The organism is Pseudomonas sp. CFBP 13602 (assembly GCF_014842725.1).
In the GTDB taxonomy this organism is placed as follows: domain Bacteria; phylum Pseudomonadota; class Gammaproteobacteria; order Pseudomonadales; family Pseudomonadaceae; genus Aquipseudomonas; species Aquipseudomonas baltica.
Genome location: NZ_JACYVT010000003.1, coordinates 502,675 through 521,291, shown reverse-complemented (window position 1 = coordinate 521,291; position 18,617 = coordinate 502,675). Strand labels below are relative to the sequence as shown.

Genomic DNA, 18,617 nt, shown 5'->3' with positions numbered 1-18,617 from the left:
TTTCCCCATGTGAGAGTAGGTCATCGTCAAGATTCAATTCCGAAACCCCTATCTGCGCAAGCAGGTAGGGGTTTTGTCTTTTTAGCGTTTCAAATCAGTGTCCGCCATCGCTATCATTGCGCCCTACCGAGACGCCGAGTTCGCTATGTCACCATTGCTGGATCTACTTAAAGACGGTCATTTTCACTCGGGCGAAGCGCTGGGCGAGGCTCTGGGGGTCAGCCGCAGTGCTGTGTGGAAGCAGCTGCAGCAGCTGCAAGCCGAACTGGGCATCGATGTGCACAAAGTGCGCGGCAAAGGCTATCGCCTTGCCGATCCTGTTTCTGCGCTCTCCAGCGAGACACTTGCGGCAAGCGCTCCAGCGGGCTGGGAGCTGCGTGTCATGCATAGCGTCGACTCCACCAATGCCGAAGCATTGCGTGCCGTCGCTGACGGGAGCCAGATGCCGCTCTTGATCGTTGCAGAGCAGCAGACAGCGGGACGGGGCCGGCGGGGTAGGCCTTGGGTAAGTCCCTATGCGCAAAATCTCTACTACAGCCTGGCGCTGCGTATCGAAGGGGGTATGGCTCGCCTGGAAGGCTTGAGCCTTGTGGTGGGGCTTGCCGTGGTCCGAGCGCTGCATGCGCAAGGTGTAAGCGAGGCAAGGCTCAAGTGGCCTAACGACATTCTGGTGGGAGACAAGAAGCTCGCAGGAATACTGCTGGAGCTGGTTGGCGATCCCAGTGATGTATGTCATGTCGTCATCGGTATTGGTATCAATGTGAATATGAGGCAGAACACGGCGGTGGATCGGCCTTGGACTTCCGTACGCCTGCAGCGGATGAGCCTGGTCGATCGCAATGACTTGGTTGCTGAACTCAACGTGCAGCTTCAGAGTCACCTGGAGCGTCACGCACTGTCCGGGTTCGAGCAGTTGCGGGAGGAGTGGGAGGGGCTGCATGCTTGGCAGGGCAGGGCTGTCGTCCTCAGTGCCGGGTTGAAGGCCATTGAAGGCCGGGTGTTGGGAATAGATGGCCAAGGTGGCCTGCGGCTTTCTGTAGGTGGCATGGAACAGGTGTTCAGTGGCGGAGAACTCAGTCTGCGCCTTGTAGGAGACAGCGGGCCTTCCGCAGTTTCCGATCCGAGGGGGGAGTGACGATGCGTTGGCTTGTACTACTGCTGTTGGTCCTCAACGTGTTCTATGCCGGGTGGCACCACCAGGAGCTTCCCGTGCGGCCCAAAGAGTTGGCGCCCCTGTCTACCTACAAGGGTGAGAGGCACCACATCCAGCTGCTGAACGAAAAGACTGAAACCCAGCGCTGAGCATTCTCATGGGACGCGCTCGGCACGCTTGTCCCGCCAGTGCGGTGAGCGATCCTCCCCGAGTGAGTGGGTGTATGTTCGGCCCCAATGAATTCAATGACTTAAAACATAAAATAATCTGATCTGGGGTATTGCCAGGCCCTGATGGTTTGCATAGAATGGCGCCCGCTTCACAGCGATGGTGCGAAAGCCCAGCGCTGTGAAACAGCTGTCGATGTAGCTAACCTCAAGATTTTAATGAGAAAAAGCTTGACAGTGAGGTGGCATAGCGTAAAATGCCGCCACGTTAAGGAGGGGTTCCCGAGCGGCCAAAGGGATCAGACTGTAAATCTGACGTCTACGACTTCGAAGGTTCGAATCCTTCTCCCTCCACCATTTTTAGCGTGAGCTGCAAGCTCCGCGGGTATAGTTTAGTGGTAGAACCTCAGCCTTCCAAGCTGATGATGCGGGTTCGATTCCCGCTACCCGCTCCAAGTTTGCTGTTTGTGCATGGTTTCAAGCTCTTGTAGCTCAGTTGGTAGAGCACACCCTTGGTAAGGGTGAGGTCAGCGGTTCAAATCCGCTCAAGAGCTCCATTTTTGCAAGGCAGATATGAAAATATCTGCCTTTGTTTTAATGGTAGGTGTGTGTCGCTCCTGTGGGTGTTGCGCATCTCTGCTGTTGGCATCTTGGGTTGTGAGGTCTGTGCCAGGGGTGATTGATGTCTCCTTGCGCAACATGGCAGTCCAATCAGGTGTTGAAATAGCTTTCCCGGGTCGGCATAATGTTCGGCCTGATTTGTTTTAGGTCAGTAGCTCAATTGGCAGAGCGACGGTCTCCAAAACCGTAGGTTGGGGGTTCGATTCCCTCCTGACCTGCCAGATTCACTCGGTGTGTCTGGCTTTCTTTTCACAGGATCCTCCTAGATGACTCCCAAGGCTGAAGCCCCAGAATCTCGTTTCGATCTGCTGAAGTGGCTCGTTGTTATCGCTTTGGTTGTGGTTGGCGTGGTTGGTAATCAGTACTACTCTTCGTCGCCGATCCTGTACCGGGTGCTTGCGCTTCTCGCTATTGCCGCTGTGGCCGCCTATGTGGCGCTGCAGACTGCCAAAGGCAAGTCGTTCTTCATCCTGGCTAAGGAAGCGCGCACCGAAATACGTAAAGTCGTTTGGCCGACTCGCCAAGAGACCACACAGACCACGCTGATCGTAGTCGCGGTCGTTCTGGTCATGGCGTTGCTGTTGTGGGGGCTCGATTCCCTGCTCGGCTGGCTTGTTTCCTTGATTGTTGGCTAAGGGTGTCCCGTGGCTAAGCGTTGGTACGTTGTGCATGCTTACTCGGGTTACGAGAAGCATGTTATGCGCTCTTTGATCGAGCGTGTAAAGCTGGCTGGTATGGAAGACGGTTTTGGCGAAATTCTCGTCCCCACTGAAGAAGTGGTCGAGATGCGAAATGGCCAAAAGCGTAAAAGCGAACGCAAGTTCTTTCCAGGCTATGTGCTGGTTCAGATGGACATGAACGAAGGTACTTGGCACTTGGTCAAGGACACGCCTCGGGTCATGGGTTTCATCGGCGGCACGGCAGACAAGCCTGCTCCGATTACCGACAAGGAAGCTGAAGCTATCCTGCGTCGCGTCGCTGACGGTAGCGACAAGCCCAAGCCAAAGACGCTGTTCGAGCCGGGCGAAGTCGTTCGTGTGACCGATGGTCCTTTCGCGGATTTCAACGGCACCGTCGAAGAAGTCAATTACGAAAAGAGCCGGATCCAGGTCGCGGTGCTCATTTTCGGTCGCTCTACTCCGGTAGAGCTCGAGTTCAGTCAGGTCGAAAAAGTCTGATTGGAAACGGATCCCATACCCCGCAGGCGTAAGCTGCGGGGTTTTGTCGTCACTGGGATAAAACGCAAGCAACTGGGGAGCCGAAAGGCGCTCGTACCCAATAGTGGAGTAGCTCATGGCTAAGAAAATCACGGCTTACATCAAGCTGCAAGTAAAGGCCGGCCAGGCCAACCCTAGCCCGCCCGTCGGCCCGGCTCTGGGCCAGCATGGCGTGAACATCATGGAATTCTGCAAGGCCTTCAACGCCCGTACCCAGGGTCAAGAAGCCGGCTTGCCGACTCCTGTAATCATCACTGTCTACAGTGACCGCAGCTTCACCTTCGAGACCAAAAGCACCCCTGCTTCGGTACTGCTGAAGAAAGCAGCCGGCCTGACCAGCGGCTCGGCTCGTCCGAACACCGTCAAAGTCGGTACCGTGACTCGCGCTCAGCTCGAAGACATCGCAAAAGCCAAGAATGCGGACCTGACTGCCGCTGACATGGAAGCAGCCGTGCGTACCATCGCCGGTTCTGCTCGCTCCATGGGCCTCAACGTGGAGGGTGTGTAATGGCTAAGCTGACCAAGCGCCAAAAAGCTATTGCTTCCAAGATCGAAGCAGGCAAGTTGTACAACTTCGAAGACGCAGCTGCGCTGCTGACCGAACTGTCCACCGTCAAGTTCAGCGAGTCCGTTGACGTGGCCGTGAACCTGGGCGTTGACCCACGTAAATCCGACCAGGTCGTACGTAGCGCTACTGTGCTGCCGCACGGCACTGGCAAGACCGTACGGGTTGCCGTGTTCACCCAGGGTCCAGCTGCCGAAGCGGCTCTGGCTGCCGGCGCAGACCGCGTAGGCATGGACGACCTGGCTGCCGAAATGAAAGGCGGCGATCTGAACTATGACGTCGTCATCGCATCCCCGGATGCCATGCGCGTTGTTGGTCAATTGGGTCAGATCCTCGGTCCACGTGGCCTGATGCCTAACCCGAAAGTCGGTACCGTGACGCCAGACGTCGCCAACGCCGTCAAGAATGCCAAGGCTGGTCAGGTTCGCTACCGCACCGACAAGAACGGCATCATCCACACTTCCGTTGGCAAGGTCGGTTTCGACGCCGTCAAGCTGAAGGAAAACGTTGAAGCCCTGATCGCTGATCTGAAGCGCATCAAGCCGGCTTCCTCGAAAGGCATCTACGTCAAGCGCGTCACCCTGAGCACCACCATGGGCCCAGGTCTGGTCATCGACCAAGGCTCGCTGGACGCGTAAGACTTTGCCGGTGGCACGGGTGACCGTGCCATTGGCTGAAAAATTGGGGTCCCTGCCTGGCGGGGGCTATCCAAGACCGTAGGCGGCGCAAGCCTTAAACCTCAAGCCTACGCAGATGGTGCTCCCGGTTCCTTACCGAATCAGACACCAAAACGACATCCGGCTTCGGCCAGATGAAACGGTAACAAGCAGGAGTTAAACCCGTGGCAATTAATCTCGAAGACAAGAAGGCCATCGTCGCTGAAGTCAACGAGGCTGCCAAAGCTGCTCTGTCCGCTGTCGTGGCTGATGCCCGTGGTGTGACAGTAGGCGCTATGACCGGACTCCGTAAAGAGGCTCGTGAAGCTGGCGTATACGTACGTGTCGTACGTAACACCCTGCTCAAGCGCGCTGTTGCCGACACTGAATACAGTGTCCTCAACGACGTGCTCACCGGCCCGACCCTGATCGCATTCTCTACCGAACACCCGGGTGCTGCTGCCCGCTTGTTCAAGGAATTCGCCAAGGGTCAGGACAAGTTCGAGATCAAGGCAGCTGCGTTCGAGGGCAAGTTCCTCGCAGCTAACCAAATCGACGTACTGGCAACACTGCCGACCCGTAACGAAGCCATTTCGCAGCTGATGAGCGTGATTCAAGGCGCTACCAGCAAGCTGGCTCGTACTCTGGCCGCAGTTCGCGAGCAAAAAGAAGCTGCTGCAGCCTGAGGCTGAGCATTTTCTCTCGCGCTTTTTTGTTTATTTCGATGGCCGTGTAGGCCGTCCCCCAATTCAGGAAATACAGCAATGTCTATCTCCCAAGACGATATCCTCAACGCCGTAGCTGAAATGTCGGTTCTGCAGGTTGTTGAGCTGATCAAAGCTTTCGAAGAAAAATTCGGCGTTTCCGCTGCCGCTGCTTCTGCTGGCCCAGCTGCTGCTGCAGTTGTTGCTGAAGAGCAAACCGAATTCAACGTCATGCTGCTGGAAGCTGGCGAGAAGAAAGTAAACGTGATCAAGGCAGTTCGTGAACTGACCGGTCTGGGCCTGAAAGAAGCCAAGGCTGTAGTTGACGGCGCTCCTGCCATGGTTCTGGAAGCTGTTGCCAAAGACGCAGCCGACAAAGCCAAAGCAACGCTGGAAGAAGCAGGCGCCAAAGTCGAGCTGAAGTAAGCATCGACCTTGCGTCTCCAGCCCGAGCGTCAAGCGAAAGGCTGATGGCTGGTGGCTCATGCCACCGGCCTTTTTCCGTTACTGGCAGTCGATCAGGTCGACGCCGGCAACGCGCTTTAACCACCCAAGGGTGGCGCAAACCACGGGGTTTGCACGATTTTCTGGCTGCTCCCGTCGGGAGAAGCCACAAGCAGGTGACCAAGCTGGGGAACGCTGATGGCTTACTCATATACTGAGAAAAAACGTATCCGCAAGGACTTTAGCAAGTTGCCGGACGTCATGGACGTACCGTACCTCTTGGCTATCCAGCTGGATTCGTATCGCGAATTCTTGCAGGCGGGCGCGACCAAGGACCAGTTCCGTGATGTCGGTCTGCATGCGGCCTTCAAATCCGTTTTCCCGATCATCAGCTACTCCGGCAACGCTGCTCTGGAGTACGTTGGTTATCGTCTGGGCGAACCGGCCTTTGACGTCAAAGAGTGCGTACTGCGTGGCGTGACCTACGCTGTGCCGCTGCGCGTGAAAGTGCGCCTGATCATTTTCGACAAAGAATCGTCGAACAAAGCGATCAAGGACATCAAGGAGCAGGAAGTCTACATGGGGGAAATCCCCCTGATGACCGAGAACGGTACCTTCGTAATCAACGGTACCGAGCGCGTCATCGTTTCCCAGCTGCACCGTTCGCCGGGTGTGTTCTTCGACCACGACCGTGGCAAGACGCACAGCTCGGGCAAGCTGCTCTATTCGGCCCGTATCATTCCTTACCGTGGCTCCTGGCTGGACTTCGAGTTCGATCCGAAAGACTGTGTATTCGTCCGGATCGACCGTCGTCGCAAGCTGCCTGCCTCGGTATTGCTGCGCGCTCTGGGCTACAGCACCGAGCAAGTCCTCGATGCGTTCTACACCACCAACGTATTCCACGTGCAGGGCGAAGTGCTCAGCCTGGAACTGGTGCCCCAGCGCCTGCGTGGTGAAATTGCCGTTCTCGATATCCTCGATGAGAAAGGCAAGGTGATTGTCGAGCAAGGCCGCCGCATCACGGCTCGACACATCAACCAGATCGAAAAAGCCAACATCAAGCAGTTGGAAGTGCCGCTGGACTACGTTCTGGGTCGCACCACGGCCAAGGCCATCGTGCACCCGGCGACTGGCGAAATCCTGTGCGAGTGCAACACCGAACTGACCACCGACCTGCTGCTCAAGATCGCCAAGGCGCAGGTCGTTCGCATCGAGACGTTGTATACCAACGATATCGACTGTGGCCCGTTCATCTCCGACACCTTGAAGATCGACTCCACCGGCAATCAGCTTGAAGCGCTGGTGGAAATCTACCGCATGATGCGTCCAGGCGAGCCTCCAACCAAGGATGCCGCCGAGACCCTGTTCAACAACCTGTTCTTCAGCCCCGAGCGCTACGACCTGTCTGCGGTCGGCCGGATGAAGTTCAACCGTCGTATCGGTCGTACCGAGATCGAAGGTTCGGGTGTTCTGAGCAAGGAAGACATCGTTGCCGTATTGAAGACCCTGGTCGACATCCGCAACGGCAAGGGCATCGTCGACGACATCGACCACCTGGGTAACCGTCGTGTTCGCTGCGTCGGCGAGATGGCCGAGAACCAGTTCCGTGTAGGCCTGGTACGCGTCGAGCGTGCGGTCAAGGAACGCCTGTCGATGGCCGAAAGCGAAGGCTTGATGCCGCAGGACCTGATCAACGCCAAACCTGTTGCTGCCGCGGTGAAAGAGTTCTTCGGTTCCAGCCAGCTGTCGCAGTTCATGGACCAGAACAACCCGCTGTCCGAGATCACCCACAAACGTCGTGTCTCCGCACTCGGCCCTGGTGGTTTGACTCGCGAGCGTGCCGGCTTCGAAGTGCGCGACGTTCACCCGACGCACTACGGTCGCGTGTGCCCGATCGAAACGCCGGAAGGTCCGAACATCGGCTTGATCAACTCCCTGGCGGCCTATGCGCGCACCAACCAGTACGGCTTCCTGGAAAGCCCGTACCGTGTGGTGAAGGACGCTCTGGTCACCGACGAGATCGTTTTCCTGTCCGCCATCGAAGAAGCCGATCACGTGATCGCTCAGGCCTCGGCCACGATGAACGACAAGAAAGTCCTGATCGACGAGCTGGTTGCAGTGCGTCACTTGAACGAATTCACCGTCAAGGCGCCGGAAGACGTCACCCTGATGGACGTTTCGCCCAAGCAGGTTGTTTCGGTAGCAGCATCGCTGATTCCGTTCCTCGAGCACGACGACGCCAACCGTGCGTTGATGGGCTCGAACATGCAGCGTCAGGCTGTACCGACCCTGCGTGCCGACAAGCCGCTGGTAGGTACCGGCATGGAGCGCAACGTTGCCCGTGACTCCGGCGTCTGCGTCGTGGCTCGTCGTGGTGGCGTGATCGACTCCGTCGATGCCAGCCGTATCGTGGTCCGGGTTGCCGATGACGAAGTCGAGACTGGCGAAGCCGGTGTCGACATCTACAACCTGACCAAGTACACCCGCTCGAACCAGAACACCTGCATCAACCAGCGTCCGCTGGTGAACAAGGGTGACGTGGTTCAGCGCAGCGACATCATGGCCGACGGTCCGTCCACCGACATGGGTGAACTGGCGCTGGGTCAGAACATGCGCATCGCGTTCATGGCGTGGAACGGCTTCAACTTCGAAGACTCCATCTGCCTGTCCGAGCGTGTGGTTCAGGAAGATCGCTTCACCACGATCCACATCCAGGAACTGACCTGTGTGGCCCGTGACACCAAGCTTGGCCCAGAGGAAATCACTGCCGACATCCCGAACGTGGGTGAAGCGGCGCTGAACAAGCTGGACGAAGCCGGTATCGTTTACGTAGGTGCCGAAGTCGGCGCCGGCGACATCCTGGTCGGCAAGGTCACTCCGAAAGGCGAGACCCAACTGACTCCGGAAGAAAAACTGCTGCGTGCGATCTTCGGTGAGAAGGCCAGCGACGTTAAGGACACCTCCCTGCGCGTGCCTACAGGCACCAAGGGTACCGTCATCGACGTACAGGTCTTCACCCGTGACGGCGTCGAGCGTGATGCTCGTGCACTGTCGATCGAGAAGAGCCAGCTGGACGAAATCCGCAAGGACCTGAACGAAGAGTTCCGCATCGTCGAAGGCGCGACCTTCGAACGTCTGCGCTCGGCCCTGATGGGTCAGATCGTCGAAGGCGGCGCTGGCCTGAAGAAAGGCACCGAGGTCACCCACGAGGTCCTCGACGGCCTGGAACACGGTCAGTGGTTCAAGCTGCGCATGGCCGAAGACGCGCTCAACGAGCAGCTCGAGAAGGCTCAGGCCTATATCGTCGATCGCCGCCGTCTGCTGGACGACAAGTTCGAAGACAAGAAGCGCAAGCTGCAGCAAGGCGATGACCTGGCTCCAGGCGTGCTGAAGATCGTCAAGGTCTACCTGGCCATCCGCCGTCGCATCCAGCCGGGTGACAAGATGGCCGGTCGTCACGGTAACAAAGGTGTGGTCTCGGTGATCATGCCTGTCGAGGACATGCCGCACGACGCCAACGGTACGCCGGTGGACGTGGTACTCAACCCTCTGGGTGTACCATCGCGCATGAACGTTGGTCAGATTCTCGAAACCCACCTGGGCCTCGCGGCCAAGGGCCTGGGCGAGAAGATCAACACCATGCTCGAAGAGCAGCGTAAGGTAGCTGATCTGCGCAAGTTCCTGACCGAGATCTACAACGAGATCGGTGGCCGTCAAGAGCAGCTGGAAACTTTCTCCGACCAGGAAATCCTGGACCTGGCGAAGAACCTCAAGGGCGGCGTTCCAATGGCCACCCCGGTGTTCGACGGTGCCAAGGAAAGCGAAATCAAGGCCATGCTGAAACTGGCCGACATGCCGGAAAGCGGCCAGATGCAGCTGTTCGATGGTCGCACCGGTAACAAGTTCGAGCGTCCGGTCACCGTTGGCTACATGTACATGCTGAAGCTGAACCACTTGGTGGACGACAAGATGCACGCGCGTTCCACTGGTTCCTACAGCCTGGTTACCCAGCAGCCGCTGGGTGGCAAGGCGCAGTTCGGTGGTCAGCGTTTCGGGGAGATGGAAGTGTGGGCGCTGGAAGCATACGGCGCGGCATACACCCTGCAAGAAATGCTCACAGTGAAGTCGGACGATGTGAACGGCCGTACCAAGATGTACAAGAACATCGTGGACGGCGATCACCGTATGGAGCCGGGCATGCCCGAGTCCTTCAACGTGCTGATCAAAGAGATTCGTTCTCTGGGTATCGACATCGATCTGGAAACCGAATAACACGTGACGCGAATCGGGAGTGGGCGGCTACCGTCCACTCCCTGCTCCGCCAGGAGGAAAGGCCTTGAAAGACCTACTGAATTTGCTGAAAAACCAGGGTCAAGTCGAAGAGTTCGATGCGATCCGTATCGGCCTCGCGTCGCCTGAAATGATCCGTTCGTGGTCCTTCGGTGAAGTTAAAAAGCCGGAAACCATCAACTACCGTACGTTCAAGCCCGAGCGTGACGGCTTGTTCTGCGCCAAGATCTTTGGCCCGGTCAAGGACTACGAGTGCCTGTGCGGCAAGTACAAGCGCTTGAAGCACCGTGGCGTGATCTGCGAGAAGTGCGGCGTCGAAGTTGCACTGGCCAAGGTTCGCCGCGAGCGCATGGCTCACATCGAACTGGCTTCGCCAGTCGCCCACATCTGGTTCCTGAAGTCGCTGCCGTCCCGTATCGGCCTGCTGATGGACATGACCCTGCGTGATATCGAGCGCGTTCTCTACTTCGAGAGCTATGTCGTTATCGACCCGGGCATGACCACCCTTGAAAAGGGCCAGCTGCTCAACGACGAGCAGTACTTCGAAGCACTCGAAGAGTTCGGCGACGATTTCGATGCCCGCATGGGTGCCGAAGCCGTTCGTGAACTGCTGCACGCCATTGACCTGGAACACGAGATTGGCCGCCTGCGCGAAGAGATTCCGCAGACCAACTCGGAAACCAAGATCAAGAAGCTGTCCAAGCGCCTGAAGTTGATGGAGGCCTTCCAAGGCTCCGGCAACCTGCCTGAGTGGATGGTGTTGACCGTTCTGCCGGTTCTGCCGCCAGACCTGCGTCCACTGGTTCCGCTGGATGGCGGTCGCTTTGCGACTTCCGACCTCAACGATCTGTATCGTCGAGTGATCAACCGCAACAACCGTTTGAAGCGCCTGCTGGATCTGTCGGCTCCCGATATCATCGTGCGCAACGAAAAGCGCATGCTGCAGGAAGCTGTGGATGCACTGCTCGACAACGGTCGCCGCGGTCGTGCCATTACCGGTTCGAACAAGCGTCCCCTGAAGTCCCTGGCTGACATGATCAAGGGTAAGCAGGGTCGTTTCCGTCAGAACTTGCTCGGCAAGCGCGTCGACTACTCGGGTCGTTCGGTTATTACCGTGGGCCCGACCCTGCGCCTGCACCAGTGTGGTCTTCCGAAGAAGATGGCTCTGGAACTGTTCAAGCCGTTCATTTTCGGCAAGCTGGAAATGCGTGGTCTGGCGACCACCATCAAGGCCGCCAAGAAGATGGTCGAGCGCGAGCTGCCGGAAGTATGGGACGTTCTTGCCGAAGTGATTCGCGAACACCCCGTGCTGCTCAACCGTGCACCGACCCTTCACCGTCTGGGTATCCAGGCGTTTGAACCGGTACTGATCGAAGGCAAGGCTATCCAGCTGCACCCTCTGGTCTGTGCTGCGTACAACGCCGACTTCGACGGCGACCAGATGGCGGTCCACGTACCGTTGACCCTGGAAGCCCAGCTCGAAGCCCGTGCGCTGATGATGTCGACCAACAACATCCTGTCGCCAGCCAACGGTGAGCCAATCATCGTTCCGTCGCAGGACGTTGTATTGGGTCTGTACTACATGACGCGTGAAGCGATCAACGCCAAAGGCGAAGGTCGTGTGTTCGCGGATCTGCAGGAAGTTGACCGTGTGTTCCGTGCCGGCGAAGCCGCACTGCACGCCAAGGTCAAAGTGCGTATCCACGAAACCGTCAACGACCGTGACGGCGGCAGCGTGAGCAACGTTCGTATTGTCGACACCACTGTCGGCCGTGCCTTGTTGTACCAAGTTGTGCCAAAAGGTCTGTCGTACGATGTCGTCAACCTGCCGATGAAGAAGAAGGCAATCTCCAAGCTGATCAACCAGTGCTATCGCGTGGTTGGTCTGAAAGAGACTGTGATCTTCGCTGACCAGTTGATGTACACCGGTTTCGCCTATTCGACGATCTCGGGCGTGTCCATCGGTGTCAACGACTTTGTCATCCCGGATGAGAAAGCTCGCATCATCGGTACCGCGACCGACGAAGTGAAAGAGATCGAGAGCCAGTATGCTTCCGGCCTGGTAACCCAGGGCGAGAAGTACAACAAGGTGATCGACCTTTGGTCCAAGGCCAACGACGAAGTGTCCAAGGCAATGATGTCCAACCTCTCGAAAGAGAAGGTCATCGATCGTCACGGCAACGAAGTGGACCAGGAATCGTTCAACTCGATGTACATGATGGCTGACTCCGGTGCCAGGGGTTCGGCTGCTCAGATTCGCCAGCTGGCCGGTATGCGTGGCCTGATGGCCAAGCCGGACGGCTCGATCATCGAGACGCCGATCACCGCGAACTTCCGTGAAGGCTTGAGCGTACTTCAGTACTTCATCTCGACTCACGGTGCTCGTAAGGGTCTGGCGGATACCGCGTTGAAGACAGCTAACTCCGGTTATCTGACTCGCCGTCTGGTTGACGTTGCACAGGATCTGGTCGTTACCGAAGTCGACTGCGGTACCGAGCACGGTCTGCTGATGACGCCGCACATTGAAGGCGGTGACGTCGTCGAGCCGTTGGGCGAGCGCGTTCTGGGTCGAGTGATCGCCCGCGACGTGTTCAAGCCTGGCACCGACGAGGTGATCGTTCCAGGCGGTACGCTGGTGGACGAAAAGTGGGTTGAATTCATCGAGCTCAACAGCATCGACGAAGTCATCGTGCGTTCGCCGATCAGCTGCGAAACCCGTTACGGTATCTGCGCCAAGTGCTACGGCCGTGATCTGGCTCGTGGTCACCAGGTGAACATCGGTGAAGCGGTCGGCGTTATCGCCGCCCAGTCCATCGGTGAGCCGGGCACCCAGCTGACCATGCGTACGTTCCACATCGGTGGTGCGGCAAGCCGGACCTCGGCTGCCGACAGCGTCCAGGTGAAGAACGGCGGTACTGTCCGCCTGCATAACCTGAAGCACGTCGAGCGTCTGGACGGCAATCTGGTTGCAGTATCGCGTTCGGGTGAGTTGGCGATTGCCGACGAGTTCGGTCGTGAGCGCGAACGTTACAAGCTGCCATACGGTGCAGTGATTTCGGTGAAGGAAGGCGACAAGGTCGACGCTGGCGCTATCGTGGCCAAGTGGGACCCGCACACTCACCCAATCGTCACCGAGATGAAAGGTACCGTGACCTACGTGGGCATGGAAGAAGGCATCACGATCAAGCGTCAAACAGACGAATTGACCGGCCTGACCAACATCGAAGTGCTCGATGCCAAGGACCGTCCAGCTGCGGGCAAGGAAATTCGTCCGGCAGTGAAGATGGTTGGCGTCGATGGCAAGGATCTGCTGTTGCCAGGTACCGACGTACCGGCCCAGTACTTCCTGCCAGCCAATGCCCTGGTCGGCGTGGCGGATGGTGCGCAAGTGGGTGTGGGTGACGTTATCGCCCGTATTCCACAGGAAACTTCGAAGACTCGCGACATCACCGGTGGTCTGCCGCGTGTTGCCGACTTGTTCGAAGCGCGGCGTCCGAAGGAAGCTTCGATCCTGGCGGAGGTCAGCGGCACCATCGCTTTCGGCAAGGAAACCAAAGGCAAGCGCCGCTTGGTTATCACGCCGAACGACGGCACCGATCCGTATGAAGAGCTGATTCCGAAGTGGCGTCACCTGAACGTCTTCGAAGGCGAACAAGTGAACCGCGGCGAAGTTATCTCGGACGGTCCGAGTGACCCGCATGACATCCTGCGCTTGCTGGGTGTGAGTGCGCTGGCCAAGTACATCGTCAACGAGATTCAGGACGTGTACCGTCTGCAGGGCGTGAAGATCAACGACAAGCACATCGAGACGATTCTGCGTCAGATGCTGCGCAAGGTCGAAATCTCCGAGTCCGGCGACAGCAGCTTCATCAAGGGCGACCAGATGGAACTGACCCACGTACTGGGTGAAAACGAGCGTCTGAGTGCGGACGAGAAATTCGTTTCGAAATTCACTCGCGTGCTGCTGGGTATTACCAAGGCGTCGTTGTCCACCGAATCGTTCATCTCGGCGGCTTCCTTCCAGGAAACCACTCGAGTACTGACCGAAGCGGCAGTCACCGGCAAGCGCGATTACCTGCGCGGCCTGAAAGAGAACGTGGTCGTGGGTCGTCTGATCCCGGCTGGTACCGGTCTGGCGTATCACAGCGAGCGCAAGCGTCGCCGTGAACTCGACAAACCGACTCGCGTCAGCGCCAGTGAAGTGGAAGCTGCGTTGACCGAAGCGCTGAACTCAAGCGGTAATTGAGACCAGCGGTAGTGATGACGGGGCCCTGGTAGCCCTTGCCAACTCCGCAACGACACAAAATGTCGCAGCGGAGTTGGCAAGGGAGGCCGGGGCCTTGTCTTGACTGGGGACGAGATCCTCTTTAGACTCTTGTACCCCTAAATTTGGCGGGATTGATTCCTGCCATTTTTGCTTTTCTTGCAAGACAATAGCGTCGCAAGACAACAGTGGAGCTAGTAGATGGCAACTATCAACCAGCTGGTACGTCAGCCGCGCAAGCGTATCGTCGAGAAATCCGACGTACCTGCGCTGCAGAACTGCCCGCAACGTCGTGGTGTGTGCACCCGTGTGTACACCACCACGCCGAAAAAACCTAACTCGGCACTGCGTAAAGTATGCCGTGTGCGCCTGACCAACGGTTTCGAGGTTTCCTCGTACATCGGCGGTGAAGGCCACAACCTGCAAGAGCACAGCGTGGTACTGATCCGCGGCGGTCGTGTAAAAGACTTGCCAGGTGTTCGTTACCACACCGTTCGCGGCTCCCTGGATACCTCCGGCGTCAAAGGTCGTAACCAAGGTCGTTCGAAGTACGGTACCAAGCGTCCGAAGTAATCGGCGTTTGCACACTGCAGTTATCTATTTTTCTGAGTCGATAAGAGTAAGGTCGGGCCTGTCCCGAGCTAACCTGAAGACCGTTTGAGGGCTTATCCATGCCAAGAAGACGCGTAGCAGCCAAGCGCGAAGTGCTTGACGATCCAAAATACGGCAGCCAGATCCTGGCCAAGTTCATGAACCACGTGATGGAAAGCGGCAAGAAAGCCGTTGCCGAGCGTATCGTTTATGGCGCGCTGGACAAGGTTAAAGAACGCAAGAACAGCGACCCCCTGGAAATCTTCGAGAAAGCTCTCGACGCCATCGCTCCGCTGGTCGAAGTGAAGTCGCGCCGTGTAGGCGGTGCTACTTACCAGGTTCCGGTCGAAGTTCGTCCGTCCCGTCGTAACGCCCTGGCAATGCGCTGGCTGGTAGACTTCGCGCGCAAGCGCGGTGAAAAGTCGATGGCTCTGCGCTTGGCCGGCGAACTGCTGGACGCTGCCGAAGGCAAAGGTGCTGCAGTTAAGAAGCGTGAAGACGTTCACCGTATGGCTGAAGCCAACAAAGCGTTCTCGCACTACCGCTTCTAAATTCAGCGTCACTAATTTTGCGAGGGCTTTATGGCTCGTACTACACCGATTAACCGCTACCGTAACATTGGTATCGTTGCTCACGTGGACGCTGGTAAAACCACGACCACCGAGCGCGTCCTTTTTTACACCGGCAAAAGCCACAAAATGGGCGAGGTGCATGACGGCGCCGCGACCACGGACTGGATGGTTCAGGAGCAGGAGCGTGGTATTACCATCACTTCTGCTGCTATCACCGCCTTCTGGAAGGGCTCCGAGAAGCAGTACAAGGACGAGCATCGCTTCAACGTCATTGATACCCCGGGCCACGTAGACTTCACCATTGAAGTTGAGCGTTCCCTGCGCGTACTCGACGGCGCTGTCGTTGTGTTCTGTGGTACCTCGGGTGTAGAGCCTCAGTCGGAAACCGTATGGCGTCAAGCCAACAAGTACGGCGTTCCTCGTCTTGTTTACGTAAACAAGATGGACCGTGCTGGCGCGAACTTCCTGCGCGTGATCGGTCAGATCAAGCAGCGTTTGGGTCACACTCCTGTGCCTATCCAGCTGGCTATCGGTTCCGAAGACAATTTCCAGGGCCAGATCGATCTGTTGGCCATGGAAGCTGTGTACTGGAACGATGCTGACAAAGGCATGGTTCCTGTTCGCAAGCCTATCCCTGCCGAGCTGCAGGAGCTGGCTGACGAATGGCGCAACAACATGGTCGAAGCTGCGGCTGAAGCCAACGAAGAGCTGATGAACAAGTACCTCGAAGGTGAAGAACTCACCAACGACGAAATCAAGGCTGCTCTGCGTCAGCGTACCATCGCTGGCGAGATCGTCTTGGCTGTTTGCGGTTCCTCGTTCAAGAACAAGGGCGTTCCCCTGGTTCTCGATGCTGTGATCGACTACCTGCCGGCTCCGGTCGATATTCCTGCCATCAAGGGTACTGACCCGGATGACGAGACCATCGAGCTGGAGCGTCATGCAGACGACGCAGAACCGTTTTCCGCTCTGGCATTCAAAATTGCCACTGACCCATTCGTGGGTACCCTGACCTTCGTCCGTGTTTACTCGGGCGTGTTGAACTCCGGCGACGGCGTGATCAACTCGGTCAAGGGCAAGAAAGAGCGCGTGGGTCGTATGGTGCAGATGCACGCCAACGCCCGCGAAGAGATCAAGGAAGTACGCGCTGGCGACATCGCGGCCTTGATCGGCATGAAGGACGTCACCACTGGTGAAACCTTGTGCAACGGTGACAAGCCGATCATCCTCGTTCGCATGGACTTCCCGGAGCCGGTTATTTCGGTTGCCGTAGAGCCCAAGACCAAGGATGACCAGGAAAAAATGGGTATCGCTCTGGGCAAGCTTGCTCAGGAAGATCCATCTTTCCGCGTTAAAACCGATGAAGAGACTGGTCAGACGATCATCTCCGGCATGGGCGAGCTGCACCTGGACATCCTGGTTGACCGGATGCGCCGTGAGTTCAACGTCGAAGCCAACATCGGTAAGCCTCAGGTTTCCTATCGTGAGCGCATCACGAAGAACTGTGAAATCGAAGGCAAGTTCGTTCGTCAGTCCGGCGGTCGTGGTCAGTTTGGTCACTGCTGGATCCGTTTTGCCCCTGCTGACGAAGGTCAGGAAGGTCTGCAATTCGTGAACGAAGTCGTCGGTGGTGTGGTTCCCAAGGAATACATCCCGGCGATTCAGAAGGGTATCGAAGAGCAGATGAAGAACGGTGTTGTTGCCGGCTATCCGCTGATCGGCCTGAAAGCGACCGTTTTCGACGGTTCCTACCACGACGTCGACTCCAACGAGATGGCGTTCAAGGTCGCTGCCTCCATGGCAACCAAGCAACTGGCCCAGAAGGGCGGTGGTGAGTTGCTTGAGCCGATCATGGCGGTAGAAGTTGTTACACCTGAAGACTACATGGGTGATGTCATGGGCGACCTTAACCGTCGTCGCGGCATGATCTTGGGTATGGAAGATACGGTTTCCGGCAAAGTGATTCGCGCCGAGGTTCCGTTGGGTGAGATGTTCGGTTATGCGACCGACGTTCGCTCCATGTCCCAGGGTCGCGCAAGCTACTCTATGGAATTCAAAAAATACAACACAGCTCCGGCGCACATCGCTGAAACTGTATCCAAAAAACAAGGCTGATTCAGTCCTTTAGGCAAGGAGTTAATTGTCGTGGCTAAAGAAAAATTTGATCGTTCCCTACCGCACGTCAACGTTGGCACCATTGGTCACGTTGACCACGGTAAAACCACTCTGACTGCTGCTCTGACTCGCGTTTGCTCCGAAGTTTTCGGTTCCGCAATCGTCGACTTCGACAAGATCGACAGCGCTCCAGAAGAAAAAGCTCGTGGTATCACCATCAACACCGCGCACGTTGAATACAACTCGCTGATCCGTCACTACGCTCACGTTGACTGCCCAGGTCACGCTGACTATGTGAAGAACATGATCACCGGTGCTGCCCAGATGGACGGCGCGATTCTGGTTTGCTCGGCCGCTGATGGTCCGATGCCACAAACCCGTGAGCACATCCTGCTGTCCCGCCAGGTTGGCGTTCCGTACATCGTGGTTTACCTGAACAAGGCCGACCTGGTAGACGACGCCGAGCTGCTGGAACTGGTAGAGATGGAAGTTCGTGACCTGCTGTCGACCTACGACTTCCCAGGCGACGACACTCCGATCATCATCGGTTCGGCTCGTATGGCGCTGGAAGGCAAAGACGACAACGAAATGGGCACCAGCTCCGTTCGTAAACTGGTTGAGACTCTGGACAGCTACATCCCAGATCCAGTCCGTGTCATCGACAAGCCATTCCTGATGCCAATCGAAGACGTGTTCTCGATCTCCGGTCGCGGTACCGTTGTTACCGGTCGTATCGAGCGCGGCATCGTCAAGGTTCAGGATTCGCTGGAAATCGTAGGTCTGCGTGACACCACCGTCACCACCTGCACCGGCGTTGAAATGTTCCGCAAGCTGCTGGACGAAGGTCGTGCTGGCGAGAACTGCGGCGTGCTGCTGCGCGGCACCAAGCGTGACGACGTCGAGCGTGGCCAGGTTCTGGTCAAGCCGGGTTCGGTCAAGCCGCACACCAAGTTCGAAGCTGAAGTCTACGTGCTGAGCAAGGAAGAAGGCGGTCGTCACACTCCGTTCTTCAAAGGCTACCGTCCACAGTTCTACTTCCGGACCACTGACGTGACCGGTAACTGCGAACTGCCGGAAGGCGTTGAAATGGTAATGCCAGGCGACAACATCAAAATGGTTGTCACCCTGATCAAGACCATCGCAATGGAAGACGGCCTGCGTTTCGCTATCCGTGAAGGCGGTCGTACCGTCGGCGCTGGCGTCGTAGCCAAAATCATCGAGTAATCGTTGATCGTTTGAAAAGGCCCCCGCTTAGCGG

General features: G+C 57.2%; 14 protein-coding genes and 4 tRNA genes. All 18 read left to right on the top strand.

What is annotated here, in order from left to right; all coding sequences use genetic code 11:
• The first annotated feature begins 145 nt into the window (after window positions 1-145).
• The 18 genes from birA (at window position 146) to tuf (ending at window position 18,583) form a co-directional block, all read left to right on the top strand.
• A complete protein-coding gene (birA, locus tag IFU31_RS08930; protein ID WP_192102732.1) occupies window positions 146-1,135 on the top strand; it encodes a bifunctional biotin--[acetyl-CoA-carboxylase] ligase/biotin operon repressor BirA in 990 nt (329 codons plus the stop codon).
• 2 nt (window positions 1,136-1,137) lie between these two features.
• Complete coding sequence (locus IFU31_RS08925) at window positions 1,138-1,302, top strand: hypothetical protein (RefSeq protein ID WP_163007395.1); 165 nt, start codon at window positions 1,138-1,140, stop codon at window positions 1,300-1,302.
• Between the two features lie 290 nt (window positions 1,303-1,592).
• Window positions 1,593-1,677: transfer RNA gene (locus IFU31_RS08920), tRNA-Tyr, on the top strand.
• Window positions 1,678-1,701: 24 nt separating this feature from the next.
• A tRNA-Gly gene (locus IFU31_RS08915) sits at window positions 1,702-1,775 on the top strand.
• Window positions 1,776-1,801: 26 nt separating this feature from the next.
• Window positions 1,802-1,877, top strand: a tRNA-Thr gene (locus IFU31_RS08910).
• A 209-nt stretch (window positions 1,878-2,086) separates the two neighbouring features.
• Window positions 2,087-2,162: transfer RNA gene (locus IFU31_RS08905), tRNA-Trp, on the top strand.
• Window positions 2,163-2,207: 45 nt separating this feature from the next.
• The gene (gene secE, locus IFU31_RS08900; RefSeq protein ID WP_192058315.1) at window positions 2,208-2,576 is read left to right on the top strand and encodes a preprotein translocase subunit SecE; all 369 of its coding nucleotides are present in this window, start codon (window positions 2,208-2,210) and stop codon (window positions 2,574-2,576) included.
• 9 nt (window positions 2,577-2,585) lie between these two features.
• Window positions 2,586-3,119 (top strand): transcription termination/antitermination protein NusG, encoded by a 534-nt coding sequence (nusG, locus tag IFU31_RS08895; RefSeq protein WP_010443972.1) that lies wholly within the window; start codon window positions 2,586-2,588, stop codon window positions 3,117-3,119.
• Window positions 3,120-3,234: 115 nt separating this feature from the next.
• On the top strand, window positions 3,235-3,666 hold the full coding sequence (rplK, locus tag IFU31_RS08890; protein WP_043192510.1) for a 50S ribosomal protein L11: 432 nt from the start codon (window positions 3,235-3,237) through the stop codon (window positions 3,664-3,666).
• Window positions 3,666-4,361 carry a 50S ribosomal protein L1 gene (rplA, locus tag IFU31_RS08885; protein ID WP_043192511.1) on the top strand — a complete coding sequence of 232 codons (696 nt, stop codon included), beginning with the start codon at window positions 3,666-3,668 and terminating at the stop codon, window positions 4,359-4,361. Before rplK ends, rplA begins: the two co-directional genes overlap by 1 nt.
• A 203-nt stretch (window positions 4,362-4,564) precedes the next feature.
• Window positions 4,565-5,065 carry a 50S ribosomal protein L10 gene (rplJ, locus tag IFU31_RS08880; protein ID WP_192102731.1) on the top strand — a complete coding sequence of 167 codons (501 nt, stop codon included), beginning with the start codon at window positions 4,565-4,567 and terminating at the stop codon, window positions 5,063-5,065.
• A gap of 78 nt (window positions 5,066-5,143) precedes the next feature.
• The gene (rplL, locus tag IFU31_RS08875) at window positions 5,144-5,509 is read left to right on the top strand and encodes a 50S ribosomal protein L7/L12 (protein WP_122475662.1); all 366 of its coding nucleotides are present in this window, start codon (window positions 5,144-5,146) and stop codon (window positions 5,507-5,509) included.
• A gap of 216 nt (window positions 5,510-5,725) precedes the next feature.
• On the top strand, window positions 5,726-9,799 hold the full coding sequence (gene rpoB / locus IFU31_RS08870; RefSeq protein ID WP_122475660.1) for a DNA-directed RNA polymerase subunit beta: 4,074 nt from the start codon (window positions 5,726-5,728) through the stop codon (window positions 9,797-9,799).
• A 64-nt stretch (window positions 9,800-9,863) separates the two neighbouring features.
• A complete protein-coding gene (gene rpoC / locus IFU31_RS08865) occupies window positions 9,864-14,063 on the top strand; it encodes a DNA-directed RNA polymerase subunit beta' (protein ID WP_122475658.1) in 4,200 nt (1,399 codons plus the stop codon).
• A gap of 219 nt (window positions 14,064-14,282) precedes the next feature.
• On the top strand, window positions 14,283-14,654 hold the full coding sequence (gene rpsL / locus IFU31_RS08860; protein ID WP_003186084.1) for a 30S ribosomal protein S12: 372 nt from the start codon (window positions 14,283-14,285) through the stop codon (window positions 14,652-14,654).
• A 98-nt stretch (window positions 14,655-14,752) separates the two neighbouring features.
• Window positions 14,753-15,223, top strand: a complete 471-nt coding sequence (gene rpsG, locus IFU31_RS08855; protein WP_010490886.1) for a 30S ribosomal protein S7 — start codon at window positions 14,753-14,755, stop codon at window positions 15,221-15,223.
• A gap of 30 nt (window positions 15,224-15,253) precedes the next feature.
• Entirely contained in the window at window positions 15,254-17,359 is a 2,106-nt protein-coding gene (gene fusA, locus IFU31_RS08850) for an elongation factor G (protein ID WP_122475656.1), read from the top strand.
• A gap of 30 nt (window positions 17,360-17,389) precedes the next feature.
• Window positions 17,390-18,583, top strand: coding sequence for an elongation factor Tu (gene tuf / locus IFU31_RS08845; protein ID WP_122475655.1), 1,194 nt, complete (start codon window positions 17,390-17,392; stop codon window positions 18,581-18,583).
• Window positions 18,584-18,617: the final 34 nt, after the last annotated feature.